Origin of the sequence: Hyalangium minutum, from assembly GCF_000737315.1 — a bacterium.
Lineage (GTDB): Bacteria > Myxococcota > Myxococcia > Myxococcales > Myxococcaceae > Hyalangium > Hyalangium minutum.
This window is the reverse complement of sequence record NZ_JMCB01000003.1, coordinates 321,261-338,919: the sequence shown is the minus strand read 5'-3', so window position 1 is coordinate 338,919 and position 17,659 is coordinate 321,261. Positions and strand designations below refer to the sequence as shown.

General features: G+C 66.6%; 19 protein-coding genes. 18 read left to right on the top strand and 1 reads right to left on the bottom strand.

Annotation, left to right across the window (positions count from 1 at the left end; all coding sequences use genetic code 11):
• The first annotated feature begins 1 nt into the window (after position 1).
• From DB31_RS07960 to DB31_RS07910, 11 genes are all read left to right on the top strand, one after another.
• Positions 2–871: a hypothetical protein gene (locus DB31_RS07960; protein ID WP_044184794.1), complete on the top strand. Its 870-nt coding sequence runs from the start codon at positions 2–4 to the stop codon at positions 869–871.
• A gap of 12 nt (positions 872–883) precedes the next feature.
• Positions 884–1,915, top strand: coding sequence for a methylmalonyl Co-A mutase-associated GTPase MeaB (meaB, locus tag DB31_RS07955; RefSeq protein ID WP_052419796.1), 1,032 nt, complete (start codon positions 884–886; stop codon positions 1,913–1,915).
• Positions 1,916–1,919: 4 nt separating this feature from the next.
• Positions 1,920–2,642 (top strand): ribonuclease III, encoded by a 723-nt coding sequence (rnc, locus tag DB31_RS07950; RefSeq protein ID WP_044184792.1) that lies wholly within the window; start codon positions 1,920–1,922, stop codon positions 2,640–2,642.
• 43 nt (positions 2,643–2,685) lie between these two features.
• The gene (locus DB31_RS07945) at positions 2,686–3,372 is read left to right on the top strand and encodes a peptidylprolyl isomerase (RefSeq protein WP_044184789.1); all 687 of its coding nucleotides are present in this window, start codon (positions 2,686–2,688) and stop codon (positions 3,370–3,372) included.
• A 32-nt stretch (positions 3,373–3,404) separates the two neighbouring features.
• A complete protein-coding gene (locus DB31_RS07940; RefSeq protein WP_044184786.1) occupies positions 3,405–3,959 on the top strand; it encodes a peptidylprolyl isomerase in 555 nt (184 codons plus the stop codon).
• Between the two features lie 100 nt (positions 3,960–4,059).
• Entirely contained in the window at positions 4,060–5,001 is a 942-nt protein-coding gene (gene era / locus DB31_RS07935; protein ID WP_044184783.1) for a GTPase Era, read from the top strand.
• Entirely contained in the window at positions 5,002–6,396 is a 1,395-nt protein-coding gene (der, locus tag DB31_RS07930; RefSeq protein ID WP_044184781.1) for a ribosome biogenesis GTPase Der, read from the top strand.
• A gap of 86 nt (positions 6,397–6,482) precedes the next feature.
• Positions 6,483–7,295, top strand: coding sequence for a tetratricopeptide repeat protein (locus DB31_RS07925; protein WP_240486585.1), 813 nt, complete (start codon positions 6,483–6,485; stop codon positions 7,293–7,295).
• Positions 7,292–8,446, top strand: a complete 1,155-nt coding sequence (locus tag DB31_RS07920) for an outer membrane protein assembly factor BamB family protein (RefSeq protein ID WP_052419795.1) — start codon at positions 7,292–7,294, stop codon at positions 8,444–8,446. Before DB31_RS07925 ends, DB31_RS07920 begins: the two co-directional genes overlap by 4 nt.
• The gene (locus tag DB31_RS07915; RefSeq protein WP_044184778.1) at positions 8,443–8,871 is read left to right on the top strand and encodes a (deoxy)nucleoside triphosphate pyrophosphohydrolase; all 429 of its coding nucleotides are present in this window, start codon (positions 8,443–8,445) and stop codon (positions 8,869–8,871) included. The genes DB31_RS07920 and DB31_RS07915 overlap by 4 nt, the downstream gene beginning before the upstream one ends.
• Positions 8,871–9,764 carry a ribonuclease H-like domain-containing protein gene (locus DB31_RS07910; RefSeq protein ID WP_044184775.1) on the top strand — a complete coding sequence of 298 codons (894 nt, stop codon included), beginning with the start codon at positions 8,871–8,873 and terminating at the stop codon, positions 9,762–9,764. The genes DB31_RS07915 and DB31_RS07910 overlap by 1 nt, the downstream gene beginning before the upstream one ends.
• Positions 9,765–9,772: 8 nt before the next feature.
• On the opposite strand, the gene DB31_RS07905 is transcribed toward DB31_RS07910, so the two are convergent.
• Positions 9,773–10,318 (bottom strand): hypothetical protein, encoded by a 546-nt coding sequence (locus DB31_RS07905; protein ID WP_044184772.1) that lies wholly within the window; start codon positions 10,316–10,318, stop codon positions 9,773–9,775.
• A 224-nt stretch (positions 10,319–10,542) separates the two neighbouring features.
• Here DB31_RS07905 and DB31_RS07900 point away from each other — a divergent pair, with 224 nt between their 5' ends.
• From DB31_RS07900 to DB31_RS07865, 7 genes are all read left to right on the top strand, one after another.
• Positions 10,543–10,794 carry a hypothetical protein gene (locus DB31_RS07900; RefSeq protein ID WP_044184769.1) on the top strand — a complete coding sequence of 84 codons (252 nt, stop codon included), beginning with the start codon at positions 10,543–10,545 and terminating at the stop codon, positions 10,792–10,794.
• A 232-nt stretch (positions 10,795–11,026) separates the two neighbouring features.
• Positions 11,027–12,076, top strand: coding sequence for a tryptophan--tRNA ligase (gene trpS, locus DB31_RS07895; RefSeq protein WP_044184767.1), 1,050 nt, complete (start codon positions 11,027–11,029; stop codon positions 12,074–12,076).
• A gap of 651 nt (positions 12,077–12,727) precedes the next feature.
• Positions 12,728–13,171 carry a hypothetical protein gene (locus DB31_RS07885; RefSeq protein WP_044184764.1) on the top strand — a complete coding sequence of 148 codons (444 nt, stop codon included), beginning with the start codon at positions 12,728–12,730 and terminating at the stop codon, positions 13,169–13,171.
• Between the two features lie 20 nt (positions 13,172–13,191).
• The gene (locus tag DB31_RS49895; protein WP_044184761.1) at positions 13,192–13,578 is read left to right on the top strand and encodes a hypothetical protein; all 387 of its coding nucleotides are present in this window, start codon (positions 13,192–13,194) and stop codon (positions 13,576–13,578) included.
• Positions 13,575–15,659: a S46 family peptidase gene (locus DB31_RS07875; RefSeq protein ID WP_044184758.1), complete on the top strand. Its 2,085-nt coding sequence runs from the start codon at positions 13,575–13,577 to the stop codon at positions 15,657–15,659. The genes DB31_RS49895 and DB31_RS07875 overlap by 4 nt, the downstream gene beginning before the upstream one ends.
• 85 nt (positions 15,660–15,744) lie before the next feature.
• Positions 15,745–16,533 carry a TFIIB-type zinc ribbon-containing protein gene (locus DB31_RS07870; protein ID WP_044184755.1) on the top strand — a complete coding sequence of 263 codons (789 nt, stop codon included), beginning with the start codon at positions 15,745–15,747 and terminating at the stop codon, positions 16,531–16,533.
• 6 nt (positions 16,534–16,539) lie between these two features.
• Entirely contained in the window at positions 16,540–17,649 is a 1,110-nt protein-coding gene (locus DB31_RS07865; RefSeq protein WP_044184753.1) for a hypothetical protein, read from the top strand.
• Positions 17,650–17,659 lie beyond the last annotated feature (10 nt).

The window sequence follows — 17,659 nt, the reverse complement described above, 5'->3', positions numbered from 1 at the left end:
CATGGACACCACCCGGATTGAGCAGCTCGGCCTGCGCGTCGAGCAGGGCGCCCAAGGCCCCATCGCCATCTTGGAGCTGGACGAGAGCTCGGCCCCCATCAACCCGGTCACCCGGCAGCCGCTCACCACCATCTCGTTCCACATCGAGCGGGATCGGCTGATCCCCGCGGCCCCTCCGGCGGTGGTGGGGATGACTCCCGTCCTCCTCAGCGCCGCGGCATCCCAGGAGGATGTGGCCCTGGTGCTCAGCGGCGCCTTCGATGACTACCTCTTCCACATCGAGCGCCGCTCCGCGCAGCTGCACTCCATGGGGCTGCACCCGGATCTGGATCCAGAGTCACTGGTGCTGTCCACCGAGCTGGAGGCCGGGCCCCTCTCGCTCACGCTGGTGGCGGACAGGCATGGCCAGTTCCATGTGGCCCGGGTGCGCCGCGACGGCAAGGAGCTGAGCGGCCTGCCGCCGTTCCGCTTCGAGCTGTTCGAGTTCCGGGACCGGGCCGCCCTGGCGGACTACCTGAGCGCGCTCATCGAGGAGCGTTTGGCCCGGCCCCCCGCCTCGGCCGTGGGCCCGGGCGCCCGGGTCCTCTATGAGGAGGTCGCCCAGGCCTTCGGTCCTCACTCGCAGGTTCCCCCGCGCAGCCCCCTGGAGGTGCTGGTGGAGCTGGTCGTGAACGGCGAGAAGTACCGCTTCGCCGCGGGCCGGGTGATGGGCCGCACCTTCCGCGGTCTCCTGGCCGGCACGACGGGGAAGATCTGGTCGGATCGGTTTGAACTCGATGGCTTTCCGGGCGTCGTCCCGTTCGTGGCGAACCTGTTGAAGGTTCCCGCCTCGGCCGTGCAGGCCGTCAGCCCGGACTCGCCTCAGGAGTAGGCTTTGGCAACAGTGACACCACTCTCTCAGCGGGTGCTCGCGGGCGATGTGCGCGCCGCCTCGCGCCTGATGCGCCACATCGACGACGGCGAGGCCAGCGCCACCGCGGACCTCCAGGCCCTGTTCCCCAAGACAGGCAAGGCCTACATCATCGGCCTCACCGGCTCGCCCGGCGCGGGCAAGTCCACGCTGACGGACCGGCTCATCACCCGGTTCCGCAAGCAGGGCAAGCGGGTCGGGGTGCTGGCGGTGGATCCCACCAGCCCGTTCACCGGCGGCGCCATCCTGGGCGATCGCATCCGCATGCAGGAGCACGCCACGGACCCGGGTGTCTTCATCCGCTCGCTGGCCACCCGCGGCAACCTGGGCGGCCTGTCGCGCGCTACCGGTGACTGCATCCGCGTCATGGACGCCATGGGCCAGGACATCGTCCTGGTGGAGACGGTGGGCGTGGGGCAGGACGAGATCGACATCGCCCAGATGGCGCACACCACGGTGGTGGTGACAGTGCCCGGCATGGGGGACGACGTGCAGGCCATCAAGGCCGGAATCCTCGAGGTGGCGGACGTCTTCGCGGTGAACAAGTCCGATCTGGACGGCGCGGACCGCATGGTGCGCGAGCTGCGGATGATGCTGGAGCTGCGCCACGCGGTGAAGGCACCGGCCATGGACCATGACGCGCACCACCGCATGGTCCGCGCCAAGGCGGAAGGACGCCACGTGGAGGAGACGCCGCCCCCGCGCGAGTGGGAGCCGCCCATCCTCAAGGTGGTGGCCGCCAAGAGCCAGGGTGTGGACGAGCTGGTGCAGGCGATCGAGCAGCACCGGGCCTTCCTGGAGGAGACGGGGCTGCGCAAGGAGAAGGAGCGCAGCCGCGCGGCCATGCAGTTCGTGGCCTTGCTGCGCGAGCGGCTGCTCCGGGGCGCGCTGGCGAAGCTGGAGCGAGAGCGCGGCCGGTTGGACGAGGTGGCCAGCCGCATCGCCGAGCGGCAGGCGGATCCGTACGCGCTCGCCGAGGAGTTGGCGAGCCAGTTGGCGGAGTAAGCCCGTGGACAAGCTGAGCCTTCAAGAGCGCGTCCAGGCGCTGGAGACGAGGTTGGGGGTGGCCCTGCCCCGGAAGGACTTGGGCCTGGCGGCGCTCACGCACAAGAGCTACTTCAACGAGCACCGGGACTCCGCGCTCCAGGACAACGAGCGCCTGGAGTTCCTCGGGGACGCGGTGGTGGATCTGGCCATCAGCCACCGGTTGATGGAGCGCTTCCCCAACGCCTCCGAGGGCGAGCTGTCCAAGCTGCGCGCGCTCATCGTCAACGAGGAGGGGCTGGCGCGCATCGCCCGGGCGTTGAACCTGGGCGAGCTGCTGCTGCTGGGCCGGGGCGAGGAGATGACGGGCGGCCGGGAGAAGAGCTCGGTGCTCGCGGACGCCATGGAGGCGGTGATCGGCGCGGTGTACCTGGGCGCGGGCATGGACTCGGTGATGGCGCTGGTGGACCGGCACTTCCAGGAGGCCCTGGAGGGGGTGGCCGAGGGCCGCAGCGGCCTGGACTACAAGACGAAGCTCCAGGAGGACGTCCAGAATCGGCTGAAAGTCTCCCCGCGCTACCGGGTGGTGGCCGAAGCAGGGCCTGACCACGAGAAGACATTCGAGGTGGAGGTGTCCATCGGCGCGGAGCTGTACGCGCGGGCCACGGGGCGCAGCAAGAAGGAGGCGGAGCAGGCAGCCGCCCGGGCCACCCTGGACATGCTTCGGAAGGACGACACCTCGAAGTGAAACCCCTTGGACGGGGGGAGGGTTCCGAATAGGGTCCCCCGCCATGTTCCGACTGCTCGCGACCTCCCTGGTTCTGGCCGCCACCGTCGCCGGGGCGCAGCCCACCCCCGGCCCGTGGACGAAGAAGGCGCAGGAGGGCAAAGACATCTACGCTACCCTCAAGACGAGCCAGGGCGACATTGTCGTCCGGCTCTTCTCCAAGGACGCCCCGAAGACCGTGGCGAACTTCGTGGGGCTGGCCTCTGGCGAGAAGGAGTGGACGGACCCGAGGACGGGCCAGAAGACGAAGCGGCCCCTCTATGAAGGGACAATCTTTCACCGCGTCATCCCCAACTTCATGGTTCAGGGCGGGGATCCCATGGGCACGGGCATGGGCGACGGTGGCTACAGCTTCGAGGACGAGTTCCAGAGCGGCCGCAAGTTCGACAAGAAAGGCTTGCTGGCCATGGCCAACGCGGGCCCCAACACCAACGGCAGCCAGTTCTTCATCACCACCTCCACCCCAGCCCACCTCAACAACCGCCACACCATCTTCGGCGAGGTGGTGAAGGGCTACGACGTGGTGGAGAAGATCTCCCTGGCTCCCCGGGACGCGATGGATCGGCCGAACACCGAGATCGAGCTCACCAAGATCGAGCTGAGCGACAAGGCGCCCAAGGGCGTCCCCGCCGCTCCGGCCGCGGGTGCCAAGGGCGCCGCGAAGAAGGCCGTGGAGAAGAAGGCGAAGTAGCGCAGGCAGTCCCACTACAAGCGGAGCCACAGATGGGCATGATGGACGAGGCGCGCGAGGGAAATGATCTGTACGCCACCTTCGACACCACCGAAGGTCAGGTGGTGGTGAAGCTGTTCCCGAAGGATGCCCCGAAGACGGTGGAGAACTTCGTGGGGCTGGCCACGGGGGAGAAGGAGTGGACGCACCCCCAGACGAGCCAGCGCATGACGGGCAAGCCGCTCTACGACGGGACGATCTTCCACCGCTGCATTGATGACTTCATGATCCAGGGTGGCGATCCGCTCGGCCGGGGTACGGGCGGCCCGGGATACCGCTTCGAGGATGAGTTCAAGAGCGGCAAGCGTTTTGACAAGAAGGGCCTGCTGGCCATGGCCAACTCGGGGCCCAACACCAACGGCAGCCAGTTCTTCATCACCGTGGTGCCCACCCCGCACCTCAACAACAAGCACACCATCTTCGGCGAGGTGGTACAGGGCTATGAGGTCGTCGATCGCATCGCCAACCACATCACCAAGGACCGGAACGACCGGCCCACCACGGAAGTCCGCATCAACAAGCTGACCATCTCGACGTCCGCGCCGTAGCCCTCGGCCCGCCATGCAGGCGGGCAGGGGAGCACCGGTCGCACCCGCAGTCCCACGGAGCCTCCTCCTCGGAAGAGGCTTTCAGATCACCTTCGCAACAATGGCCTCGAAGACCTACCGCAGCGGCTTTGCCGCGCTCATTGGGCGCCCCAACGTGGGCAAGAGCACGCTGCTCAACGAGCTGACGGGCGAGAAGATCGCCATCGTCTCTCCCAAGCCGCAGACAACCCGTAACCGCATCCTGGGCGTGGTGACGCGCCCCGAGGGGCAGGTTGCCTTCATCGACACGCCCGGCATCCACCAGGCCAAGGGCGAGCTCAACCGCTACATGGTGGAGACAGCCCTCCAGGCCGCCGAGGAGGTGGACCTCGTCCTCTTCGTCATCGAGCCGCCCGGCGGGGAGAAGCCCGAGGTGGGCCCGGGCAACCGGATGATCCTCGAGCGGCTGCAGCGGATCCGCAAGCCGACCTTCCTCGTCATCAACAAGATCGACAGCCTTCCGAAGGCCAAGCTGCTGCCGCTGATCGAGCTGTTCCGCAACGAGTTCCCGTTCGCGGAGGTGGTGCCCATCTCCGCGCGCGAGGGAGACGGGGTGGACCGGCTCTTCCAGGTGGTGCTCCAGCACCTGCCCGAGGGCGAGAAGATCTTCGACGAGGAGATGCTCACCGACCAGCAGGAGCGCACGCTGGTGTCCGAGTACATCCGCGAGCAGGTGCTGCGGCACTGCCGCCAGGAAATCCCATACTCCGCCGCGGTGCTGGTGGAGGTGTTCGACGAGTCCGAGCGAGAGCCCCTGCCGGGCACGCCCGAGGGGCAGCTTGCGGGCCTCATCCGGATTGCCGCCTCCATCTATGTGGAGCGCGACAGCCAGAAGGCCATCATCATCGGCAAGCAGGGGCAGATGCTGAAGACAATTGGCACGGACGCGCGCAAGGCCATCCAGCGGCTGCTGGGGGCGCACGTGTACCTGTCCCTCCGGGTCCGCGTGGAGCCTCGCTGGAGCGAGCGCCGCGAGGGCCTCAAGAAGCTGGGGTACGAGTAAATGAAACCGCTGGTCGCCATCGTCGGACGCCCCAACGTGGGCAAATCCACGCTCTTCAACCGCCTCATCCGCCGCCGTGCCGCGCTGGTGGAGGACGTGCCCGGTGTCACCCGGGATCGCCACTACGCGGACGCCTCGTGGGGAGACCGCACCTTCACGGTGATCGACACGGGCGGCTTCGTGCCCGGCGACCAGGACGTGCTCCTCAAGGAGGTGCGCGAGCAGGCCCAGCTCGCCGTGGAGGAGTGTGACGTCATCCTCTTCGTCACGGACGGGCGCGCCGGGCTCACCGCCGCGGACGAGGCCGTGGGCGCCTTGCTGCGCAAGAGCGGCAAGCCGGTGCTCGTGGTGGCCAACAAGCTGGACAGCCCGATCGGCACGGTCCAGGCGCTCTCGGCGGAGTTCTTCCGGCTGGGCCTGGGCGAGGTGTTCCCGCTGTCGGCCGAGCACGGCCTGGGCATCGAGAACCTCGCGGGGACGCTGCTGGACAAGCTCCCGGCCAAGAAGGAGGGCGAGGACTCCGAGGAGCGCCCTGACGACGGCTCCATCCGCATCGCCATCATCGGCCGTCCCAACGTGGGCAAGAGCACGCTGGTGAACGCGCTCCTGAAGGAGAAGCGCCTGGTGGCCAGCGAGGTGCCGGGCACCACGCGCGATCCCATCGACTCGACGCTCACCTACAAGGACAAGAAAGTTGTCCTCACGGACACCGCTGGCATCCGGCGCAAGCGCTCCATTGCCCACCGCGTGGAGAAGTACTCCGTGATGGCGGCCTTGAGGGTGATGGACCGCAGCGACGTGGCCGTGCTCCTCATGGACGCCACCGAGCCCGCCGTGGACCAGGACGCCAAGCTGGCCGCCCTGGCCGAGGAGAAGGGCCGCGCGCTCGTCATCGTCGTGAACAAGTGGGACCTCATCGGTACGGACCAGCGCCGCCAGGAGGCCTACCGCGAGGCGCTGAAGTACTCGCTGAAGTTCGTGGGGTACGCGCCCATCGTCTTCACCTCGGCGCTCACCGGCTCCAAGGTGGAGAAGGTGGTGGACATCGCCGTGGAGCTCGCCGAGCAGTTCCGCTACCGGGCTCCCACTCCGCAGCTCAACCGGCTGCTGGACCACATGGTGGACAACAACCCGGCCCCCATCGTCCACAGCAAGCCCTTGCGCCTGTACTACATCGCCCAGGTGGGCACGGCGCCGCCCACCTTCGCCCTCACGTGCAACGTGCCCCAGGGCGTGCCGGAGATGTACAAGCGCTACATCACCAACCAGATCCGGAAGACCTTCGATCTGAGGGTGCCCCTGCGGCTGCTCTTCAAGGAGCGGCCGGGGAAGGCCAAGCGGGAGTCCCGCAAGAAGCCCCACCTGAAGAAGAAGAAGCCGTCCCGTCGGGACTGAGCGTCTTCGCGTTGACACCCCGGGCAGGCGCTCCGTACATTGCGCCGCCTTTTGCACCCTTAGAAGAACAGAAGAGGTTCTGCGACGTGGCCAAGTCCGAGAAGATGACCCAGCGAGAGCTCAAGCAGCCCGACGCTTTCCAGCAGATGGGCGCCGAGGCTCAGCACTGGCTGGTCGAGCGCCAGACGATCGTCGCGCTGGCGGTGGGCGTACTGCTGGTGGGCGGCCTGATCGTGGCGATGTTCGCCTACTTCTCCCACCGCAGCGAGACCAAGGCCGCCAAGGAGCTGGGCGCCGCCCTGGAGATCCTCGATCGTCCCATCGTTCCCACCCCCGAGGGCACCGAGGCGAAGCCGGTCGCCGAGGGCGACAAGGCCCCGTTCAGGACGGCCCAGGATCAGGATGGAGAGTTGGTGAAGGCGCTGACGGCCTTCCGTAACGCCTACAAGGGCACCACGTCCGCCACGACGGCGGCCCTGCCGCTGGCCAAGGCCCAGTATCGCCTGGGCAAGGTGGACGAGGCGCTGGCCGCCTACGCCGAGTTCCTCAAGGACGCACCGCAGAACGACCCGATGCGCGCCGGGGCGCTCGAGGGCCAGGGCTACGCCTACGAGGCCCAGCAGAAGTACGACCAGGCGCTCGCCTCCTTCGATGAGATGTCCAAGGTGGATTCGGGCGGTTATCTGGAGGGCATGGGCCAGTACCACCGTGCTCGCATCCTCATCCTCCAGGGGAAGAAGGAGGACGCGGCCGCCGTCCTCGTGAAGCTTCCGATCGATCATCCGGGCTCGGCGGCGGCCCGCCTGGCCACCGAGCGCACGTCGCTGCTGGCCGCTGAAGGCGTGAAGATCCCGCCCCCGCCGGAGCCTGAGGCTGGCAAGAAGGACGGAGGCGCATGAAGCGCCGCGCGTGGAAGCAGTGGGTGGCGGGGATTGGGGCGGCGGGGCTTCTCGGCGCGTGTAACTCCGTCCCCCTTCACGGCAACCCGGTCAGCTCCGAGCTCCGGCAGGCCCCGGCCGACTTCTTCGAGGTCGGCTGGTGGACGCCGCTCGTAGAGCCGACGCAGTGGGAGTACGCCCCTCGGGAGTTCGCCTCGCCCGCGGTGGATCCGGAGTCGGGCCGTGTCATCACGCTCACCCGGGACGGCTTCGTCCGGAGCGTGGCACCCGGCGGCAAGGTGGAGTGGGCCTTCAAGACGGGCAATCGCTTCAACGCCGGTGCCCTGGTGCACGAGGGCATCGCCTATGTGCCCGGCGGCGACGGCTTCCTGTACGCGCTGGATGTGCGCAAGGGCGAGCTGAAGTGGAAGTACGAGGCCGGTGAGTCGCTCGCGACGGTGCCGGTGCTGGCCGGTGGGCGGGTGCTGGTGGCCTCGGAGAGCGACACGGTGTTCGCGGTGGAGCGCGAGACGGGCAAGTGGGCCTGGCAGTACCGGCGGGATCCGCCCAGCGGCTTCACCATCCACGGCGTCTCGGCGCCGGTGGTGAAGGACACCACGGTGTACGTGGGCTTCGCCGACGGCTACCTGGTGGCGCTGGATGCCACGGGCGGCACCACGAAGTGGGAGAAGTCCCTGGCGGGCGGGGCCACCGAGTTCCTGGATGTGGACACCACACCGGTGGTGGACGACGCGGGGCGGGTGTACGCGGCCTCGTACCAGGGCGGGCTGTACGCCCTGAGCGCCGACACTGGGGATGTGGAGTGGACGACCACGGTGGCGGGGATCACGTCACTGCTGGCGCGCGGCGAGGTGGTGTTCGCCGCCGGCGAGGGCCGGGTGGATGCGTACCTGGGCGAGACGGGCCGGATGCTGTGGTCTCACAACCTGGGCGAGCGGGCAGGCAGAACGCCGGTGATGGCGCGGGGCCTGCTGCTGGTGCCCAACCAGCGTGCGCTGCTCTTCATGGATCCGAAGACGGGGCATTCCCGGCTGGCCTGGAACCCGGGCGAGGGCATCAGCGCGGCACCGACCGTCCAGGGCTCCACGGCGTACGTCTTGTCGAACAACGGGTACCTGTATGCGCTGCGCTTGCACGGGGGCGGCGGTTGACGGGTAGAGCGCCGAGGACGGTCCGGGTGGTGGCGGCGCTGATTCCGCAGCCCGGAGACAGTTCGCGGTACCTGGTGCAGCAGCGGCTGCCTGGCGGGAGCCGGGCTCTGCTCTGGGAGTTCCCCGGCGGCAAGGTGGAGTCCGGCGAGACGGATGAGGCCGCCCTGGCGCGCGAGTGCCGCGAAGAGCTGGATGTCGAGCTCGCGGTGGGCCGGCGGCTCTGGGAAGGCAAGCACACGTACCCGGATCTCACGGTGGAATTGGTGCTGTACGCCTGCCGTTGGGTGTCGGGTGAGCCCAAGCCGCTCGGGGCGCACGCGCTGCGGTTTCTGACTCCGCCCGAGATGACGGCGCTGCCGTTCTGCGAGGCGGACATTCCGCTGCTGGAGGACCTGGTAGCGGGAAGGATGGAGCTGTCGCGGTGATGTTGCAGCGGACGTTCCAGCACATTCCGGGCGTGGGGCCGTACCGGGAGAAGGATCTCTGGGCGCAGGGCATCCGCACGTGGGACGACTTTCCGGCGGCGGGCACGGGCGCACCGGCCATCAGCAAGAAGTCGGACGGCGTGGCGCGCGAGTACATCGCGAAGGCGCGGGAGGCGCTGGCGCGGAAGGATCTGCGCGGGTTGGTGGAGCTGGTGCCGTCGCGGGAGCACTGGCGGCTGTACCCGGACTTCGCCGAGGACGCGCTGTTCTTCGACATCGAGACGGATGGGCGGGAGCAGCAGGTGCCCACGGTGGTGAGCCTGTTCGACAGCGCCGGGCTGCACGTGTTCATCCACGGCCGGAACATGGACGCGCTGCCGGAGGCGATGGCGGCGCGGCGGCTCTGGGTGTCGTTCAACGGGACGTGCTTCGACGCGCCGGTGCTGCGGGACTACTTCGGCGAGTCCCGGTTTCCAAAGCCGGACGCGCACATCGATCTGCGGTTCGTGACGAAGCGGCTGGGGATGGGCGGCGGGCTGAAGGAGATCGAGGACAGCCTGGGCATGGGCCGGCCGCCGCACCTGCGGGGCGTGAACGGGTGGGACGCGGTGCTGCTGTGGCGGGCATACAAGGCGCGGGGGGACGTGGAGGCCCTGCGGTTCCTGGTGGAGTACAACCTCTATGACGCGTTCCAGCTGCGGACGTTGATGGACGTCACGTACAACAAGGGCGCGGACGAGCTGAACCAGGACGTACCGCGGCTGCCGGTGTTCCACCGCGGGGACGTGCTGTACGACGTGAGTAAGCTCATCCTGGAGCTGGGGCCCACGGAGCGGGATATGGAGACGATCGCCCGGGTGCGCAGCCAGGATCGGGATCTGCGCGAGCTCTGAGGCGCGGGCTACCGGCCCTTCTTCTTCTTCTTGGGCGGGGGCGGAGGGGCGTCCTTTTCCTTCTCGCCGGCCACCTGGAACTCAAAGCGGAGATCTTCGACTTCGCGGCCGAGGGCATCGGTCATGGATGAGCCCGTTTGGGCATCCAGGACGACCGTGTACTTGTGGCCGGACTTGAGAGGAGTGGGCAGCGCGATCCGGTAGGTGACTCCGGAGGGAGACTCCTCGGCGGAGTCATCGGAGACCATGGCGCGCTCGGCCTCATCAAAGAGGCGGATGCGGTAATTGCGCAGGCCGATGGAGCTTCGGAGCTCGACCATGGAGGTGGACTCGATGGTGGGCCGCTCGTCGACGGCAAGGGGGATGGCCTCCATGCCTCCATCATTGAGCTGGTAGCGGACCGTGAAGGCGGCGGGAGGAGGCGCGGCTGGGCCTGCATCCTGGGGGGCCTCGGCCACGCCGCCGTCAGCGAGGGTGGCGGACTGCTTGTCCGGGCATCCGGTCAGGAGGGTCGACAGGCAGAGGGCCATGAGGCCGCGACGGAGGAGATGCATAGGCCGGACACGGTACGTCCCACGGGTGGCCGGGTGAAGCGCGAAGACGGGCCTGCATGACGGGCCGTTGGCGGGACAACCTGGCACCGAGGAGAACCTGGCAGGTTCTGGGGTCGACGAAACCCATGAAGGAGGGTGCGATCGACTCTACCTGTGCGGTAGGGTGACAAAGCGCCCCTGGAACTTCTTCCGCCAACACCGTCGTTCACCTGGAGACCGCCACCATGCCCAAGCAGCCTGAGCTGTCGCAGCACACCATCCAGCTTCCCGCCTACGAGGAGCACGAGCTTGCAGAAGAGGTCAAAGCCACTGGCCGAAGCGTCAACGCGATCGTGCTCGAGAGCCTCAGGCTCCGAAGAGCCGTGCTCGAAGCGATGGGCGTGGAGACAGCCGGAACGGAGCCCGGCGTGGTCGCTCAAACCGCCAAGAAGGCGATTGAGGCCGGCCAGCGTCTCCTCAAGAAGTCCAAGCCGTAGAAGCAGGCCAAAATAACGAGCCCATGAAGGGGAAACCCGGCGTCTGGTGGCCCGGTTTCTCCCCTGGCTCCCTCTGGCGTTGGGTCTGATAAGATGCGTTATGTAAACTAAGTTCGTGACCGTTTTCGTGGCCTTTCCGCCCGGTCCCCCAGCCCTCCCATGGCCATTCCCACGGCTCGTTTTCCGCTCCAATTGACGGGCCAGGACCGGACGGCTAAACGCTGGGCTCCCTATGTCAGAGGCGCCCATCAAGACGATTCTCACTGGCGATCGCCCTACCGGTCCCCTCCACCTCGGGCACTACGTCGGCTCGCTCAAGAACCGCGTCCAACTCCAGCACCAGTACCGCACCTTCATCCTGGTGGCGGACATGCAGGCGCTGACGGACAACGCCGATAATCCCGTCAAGGTGCGCCAGAACGTCACCGAGGTCGCCCTCGACTACCTGGCAGTCGGGCTCGATCCCAAGGTCGCCACGTTCTGCATCCAGTCCATGCTGCCGGAGCTCGCCGAGCTCGCCATGTACTACCTGAACCTGGTCACCGTGGCCCGGCTCCAGCGCAACCCCACGGTCAAGGAAGAGTTCCGTCGCCTGCAGCGCGCCCCCGCAGACGCCGATGAGGCGCAGATCCGCGAGCTCGAGGCGCAGGTCCCCGCAGGCTTCCTCTGTTACCCGGTCAGCCAAGCCGCAGACATCACCGCCTTCAAAGCGAACCTCGTCCCGGTTGGCGAGGATCAGAGGCCGATGATCGAGCAGACCGTCGAGATCGTCCGCAGCTTCAACCGCACCTACGGCGAAGTCCTCGTGGAGCCCGAGTCCCTCATCCCGCAGATCGCCCGGCTGCCCGGCACCGACGGCCAGGCCAAGATGGGCAAATCCCTGGGCAACGCCATCTATCTGTCGGACCCGGCCGACGTGGTCGCCAAGAAGGTCAAGGGGATGTTCACGGACCCCAAGCACCTGCGCGTCGAAGATCCCGGCACCGTCGAGGGCAACCCCGTCTTCACCTACCTGGACGCCTTCGATCCGGACACCGAGAAGGTCCAAGGCCTCAAGGACCACTACCGGCGCGGCGGCCTCGGCGACTCGGTGGTCAAGCGCCGGCTCGCCGAGGTGCTCGAGGCGTTCCTCGGCCCCATCCGCAAGCGCCGCGAGGACTACGCCAAGGATCCCGCCGAGGTCATGCGCCTGCTCAAGGACGGCACCGACCGCGCCCGCCAAGTGACAGCGAGCACCCTGGCCCAGGTCCGCAAGGCCATGCACCTGGACTACTGGCCGTAGTTAATCATCTGACGGGGGCCACTCCTGCCTTGCCACACCTCGTCATGACCGACAAGCCCGTGCATGTGGCTGGTGTGAAATCGAGGGCCCGCCCCAGTGGATTGCGGAGGCTACTGGCCCTGGCATCAGGCCTACTCTTGGCCAACTGCGCCCCAAACCCGAACCTCAGAGCACGCCGTCTTCCCGATGGTCGCTTACAAGTTGACGGCCCCTTGGCCGGTCCCTTCAAGTCACAAGAAGAACTCGCGCACAGCGCTTGTGAACTGATGACCAGCCAAGGAGGCGCCACGAACGGTACCGAAGCAAGGGAGTCAAGACGTGTCTCATCCCTCTCGTCTTGAACGATCCCCTTCATCTTGACGCACTCATTGTCGGAGGCGCGCATACGCACCCTCATAACCGCAAGTTCTCCGCGAAAGACTTGAGGCTCCGCTGGCATCCCTCCCGTGCCGTCGATAGAACCACGGGCAAGGTCATTCAGCGTGAGTTGTGGCTCTTTTTTAGGGAGAAGAACGGAACATGCAGAGCCTACTCTTTTAACATGGTGACCCAAGTCGTTTCCGCTCTCCGCGACAACCACCTTGAAGCCATTGGTCGCGTCTATGACGAAGCGGGCAACATTCAAATGATAGACGGCAAGGATTGGCTCCCATGACAGATCACGGCTTCGTGAAGCCACTGCTTCTATCAGCTTGCTGCTCCACTCTCCTTCCGGGTTGCTCATTCTTCGGCTACTACAAATACCGAGGTGCCGAGTGGGCCCCTCCCGCTGAAGCGGAGAAGGTTGTGTTCCCTGACTCGTACGAGAACGCCGTCCGGTTAGACGGCCCTTCCATGGCAGCGCTGGAGGTTGCCAGGAACGAGTTCATGCCCCCGGGCGTGAAGGCCGTGGCGCATGACGAGCAGATGGCGAAATGCCTCCTGCGCCGGGATATCTATGACGTCTCTGTGCTCAAGGTGAATGACAACCTGTTCTTCGTGTCCTTCTCCCCAGACTTCGCCAAATGCCAGATTGATACAACAGGCTTCCTCCTTTTCGATGCAGGAGCCATCTACGCCATTGATGGCAAGGGACGAGTCCTCGCCGTTCAGTGAAGAAGTCCCAAGAGAACCCCATGAACAACCCCAGCCAGCAAGCGGCTGGGAAATTCACCGGCATCTTCTATGCCCAGGGCGTCAAGGCGAACGTCCTCTTCTTCGAGCGCAAGCCCGCCAACAAACGCGAGCACCTGGACGACTTCGTGGCCTGCTACAAGCCTGGCGAGCGGCAGGCCCGCCGGGCCACCTGCCCGCTTCCCACCCCGAGTCCTCGCCACAACGCGTCATGCCGCTCCTACCAAATTCTCCAGGTAGGGTGCGGGTTCCAAAGAATCAGCAGGGCCCGGAAATCAAATGCCCGCCGAGCCGTTCAGGGGCCGGGGATTTTTTCCCTGCTTGACCGAGACCGGAGCTTCCCGCAGAACGCGCGGCACTTCTGGCTCCCGGAAAGGAACCATTCATGAAGCGTCTGGTCGTTGTGGCCGCCCTGGTGGGTGCACTCCCCGCGCTCGCCGATGAGGGCATGTGGACCTATAACAATTTCCCCTCCGCCAAGGTGAAGGCCAAGTACGGCTTCGAGCCCTCGCAGCAGTGGCTCGACAACGTGCGCCTGTCCTCGGCCCGGCTCGCCGGCGGCTGCTCTGCCAGCTTCGTGTCGCCCAACGGCCTGGTGATGACCAACCACCACTGCGCTCGCGGCTGCATCGAGCAGCTCTCCACCGCCGAGAAGGACTACATCGCCAACGGCTTCTCCGCGAAGACCGAGGCCGACGAGCTCAAGTGCCCGGCCATGGAGATCAACCAGCTGAGCGAGATCGTCGACGTCACCGATCAGCTCAACAAGGCCACCCAGGGGCTCTCCGGCAAGCAGTACTCGGACACCCTCAAGGCCGAGATGTCCAAGATCGAGAAGGACTGCGCCACCAGCGATCAGGTCCGCTGCGACGTCGTCACCCTGTACCAGGGCGGCAAGTACAACCTCTATAAGTACCGCCGCTTCCAGGACGTGCGCCTGGTGTTCGCCCCCGAGCACGCCATCGCCTTCTTCGGCGGCGACCCGGACAACTTCGAGTTCCCCCGGTATGACTTGGACGTCTCCTTCGTGCGCGTCTACCAGGACGACAAGCCGGCGCAGATCGCCAACTACTTCAAGTGGTCCAAGGGCGGCGCCAAGGACGGCGAGCTCACCTTCGTCTCCGGACACCCGGGCCGCACCTCGCGCGGCCTCACCGTGGCGGAGCTGGAGTACCAGCGCGACGTGGTCATGCCCAAGACGCTGGTCACCCTGGCCGAGATCCGCGGCATGATCACCGAGTTCCAGAAGCGCGGCCCCGAGCAGCAGCGCATCTCCAACAACATGAAGTTCGGCGTGGAGAACGGGCTCAAGGCCATCAAGGGCAGGCACGAGGCGCTGGTGGACAAGAAGTTCTTCGCCACCAAGGTCGCCGCCGAGCAGGAGCTCCGCCAGAAGGTCGAGGCCAACCCCGAGCTGAAGAAGAAGTACGGCGCGGCGTGGGACGAGATCGCCAAGGCCCAGGAGCAGCTCAAGCTCATCCGCAAGGAGCTGAACTACATCGAGCAGGGTCAGGGCCTCAGCTCGAGCCTCTTCAACATCGCCCAGCGGCTGGTGCGCGCCGCGGACGAGCTCCCCAAGGAGAACGGCCAGCGCCTGCGCGAGTACACCGACGCCGGCCTGCCCGCCTTCAAGGCCCAGCTGTTCAGCACCGCCCCCATCTACCCCGAGCTGGAGATCGCCCGACTGGAGTTCTCGCTCACCAAGCTGCGCGAGGAGCTCGGCCCGGATCACCCCTTCGTGAAGAAGGTGCTGGGCAAGGAGTCCCCGCTGGGCCTGGCCACCCGCCTGGTCAACGGCACCCAGCTGCGGGACGTGGCGGTGCGTGAGAAGCTGTTCGAGGGCGGCAAGAAGGCCATCACCAGCTCCAAGGATCCGATGATCCAGCTGGCCATCCTCGTGGACCCGGACGGCCGCGCCATCCGGAAGAACTACGAGGAGAACATCGAGTCGGTCATCCGCAAGAACAGCGAGCTGGTCGCCAAGGCGAAGTTCGAGGCCTACGGCACCAACGTCTACCCGGACGCCACCTTCTCCCTGCGCCTGTCCTACGGCTCCGTTCAGGGCTACACGGACAACGGCAAGAAGGTGACTCCGTTCACCCAGATGGCCGGCGCCTACGAGCGCAACACCGGCGAGGACCCCTTCGCCCTGCCCAAGAGCTGGATCGACTCCAAGAGCAAGCTGAAGCTCTCCACCCCGATGAACTTCGTCACGACCAACGACATCATCGGCGGCAACTCGGGCTCGCCCATGATCAACAAGGACGCGGAGATCGTCGGCCTGGTGTTCGACGGCAACATCCAGTCGTTGGGCGGTGACTTCGGCTTCGACGAGAGCGTCAACCGCACGGTGGCAGTGCACAGTGACGCCATCATCGAGGCCCTGGCGAAGATCTACGGCGCCAACCGGGTGCTCGAGGAGCTGCGCCCAGGCAAGCAGCCTCCGGTGAAGGCCAAGCCGGCGGGGTGAGCCCTGCCCGCGTAACCCCTTGAAGTCAGAGAGGCTGTCGGGGCACACCCCGGCAGCCTCTTCTCTTTGTAGGATGGCGGCCGGAATGAACTGTCCCGCCTGTAGGTCCAAGACCGTCGAGCAGGGCTTCGAAGGCTCGCGCGGCGCCAAAGTCCTGTTGGACGTGTGCCCTACCTGTCACGGCCTGTGGTTCGACGCCAAGGAGAGCATCCAGCTCTCCTCGAATGGAGTCCTCCGGCTCTTCCGCCAGATGCACGGCCACAAGGACGAGCACTACCGGCTGAAGGAGCCCCTCGCCTGCCCCCGCTGCCGGGCGACGCTGACGAAGACTCAAGATCTGGCCCGCAGCAATCGCTTCCAGTACTTCCGCTGCCCCAACGAGCATGGGCACTTCATCACCTTCTTCCAGTTCCTCCGAGAGAAGGGGATCGTCCGCAGCCTGAATGCCAAGGAGCTCGCCGAGCTGAAGAAGCACGTCCAGCACCTCCAGTGCTCGGACTGCGGAGATCCCATCTCATTGGAGACCGACTCGGCCTGCCCTCGCTGCCGCGCCCCCCTGTGCATCCTGGATCCCAAGGCCCTGGGGGCCACTGTCGAGGGCCTGAATCCCGCGGCGGTGGCAGCGGGTGTCGTGGCCCCCGCAGTGGCAGCCCAGATCCTCATGGAGCACATGAAGCTCGACGGCTTCTTCCGGAAGATCGACTCCCAGGTTCAGGCGGCGTCCACCTCCGTCGGCACCACTCCCATTGCCGACTCCAGCAGCGCGGAGACCGTGGCGGAGGTGGTGGAGACGGGCGTTGAGGCCATCGATCTGCTCGACGTTGGTATCGACTTCTTCTTCGACATCGCCAGCGGCATCGGCGACCTGTTCTGAGTGCCCATGTCTTCCATCCTGGACAGCCTGCCGGCCCTGTATCGCGGCCTCTTCCCCTCCTTCTTCCAGAGCCCCATCCCCTCCGAGACCAAGGCCACCTGCTCCGCGTGCGCCATGTGCGAGTCGGCCAACCCCCTCCGCATTGACTCGGTGGATGGGGTGAACCGGTTCTTCCGGCCGGATACCAAGTGCTGCACCTACCACCCTCGCCTGCCCAACTACCTGGTGGGAGCGATCCTCTCGGACGAGGAGGCCGGCATGGCCGAGGGCCGGCGGCGCATCCAGGCGAAGATCGCCCGGGGCGCCAGCGTGAACCCGCAGTGGATCAAGGCCCCCACCCGCTACAACCTCCTTTATATGAACGCGCGGCAGGCGTTCGGCCGCTCCGAGTCCCTCCGCTGTCCTTATTACGAGCCGAACGGGGGCCTGTGCACCATCTGGCGCTACCGCGAGGCGGTGTGCTCGACGTACTTCTGCAAGTACGTGGCGGGCGCGGACGGCCGGAAGTTCTGGATGACCTTGAAGACGTGGCTCACGCTGGCCGAGATCCAGCTGTCGCGCTACGCCCTGCTCCAGCTGCTGCCGGACTACGTGCTGCTCGGCAAGGACAAGGCCGACAACCAGAGCGGGCCGCTCACGGTCGAGGACCTGGACGACCAGCGCCTCCCCGAGAAGGACTACGCCGAGCTCTGGCACCCCTGGGTGGGCCGCGAGGAAGAGTTCTACCGGCGCTCGTATGACGTCGTCCGGGCCCTGTCCTCGGAGGAGTTCGAGAACCTGCTCGGCATCGACGGAATCATCGAGCTGTCCGTCCTCAAGCGGCTCCACGGGAACGCCGTCACCGCGAGCCTGCCCAAGACGCTCAAGCTCAACCCCAGCGCCACCATCCAGTGGCTGCCGGATGGGAGCGTGGCCATGGCGTCGTACAGCGAGCTCGACGCGGTGGCCCTGCCCGGTGAGGCGTACTCGCTGCTGGTGGAGTTCACCGGCAAGGAGCCCGTGGAGACGGTGCGCCAGCGCCTCCGGGACGAGAAGCAGGCGGATCTGCACGATGACATCCTGGTCGAGCTCTTCCGGCACCGCATCCTGATCGACGCCGCGAAGCCGCAGCAGTAGGCCCCTCTGA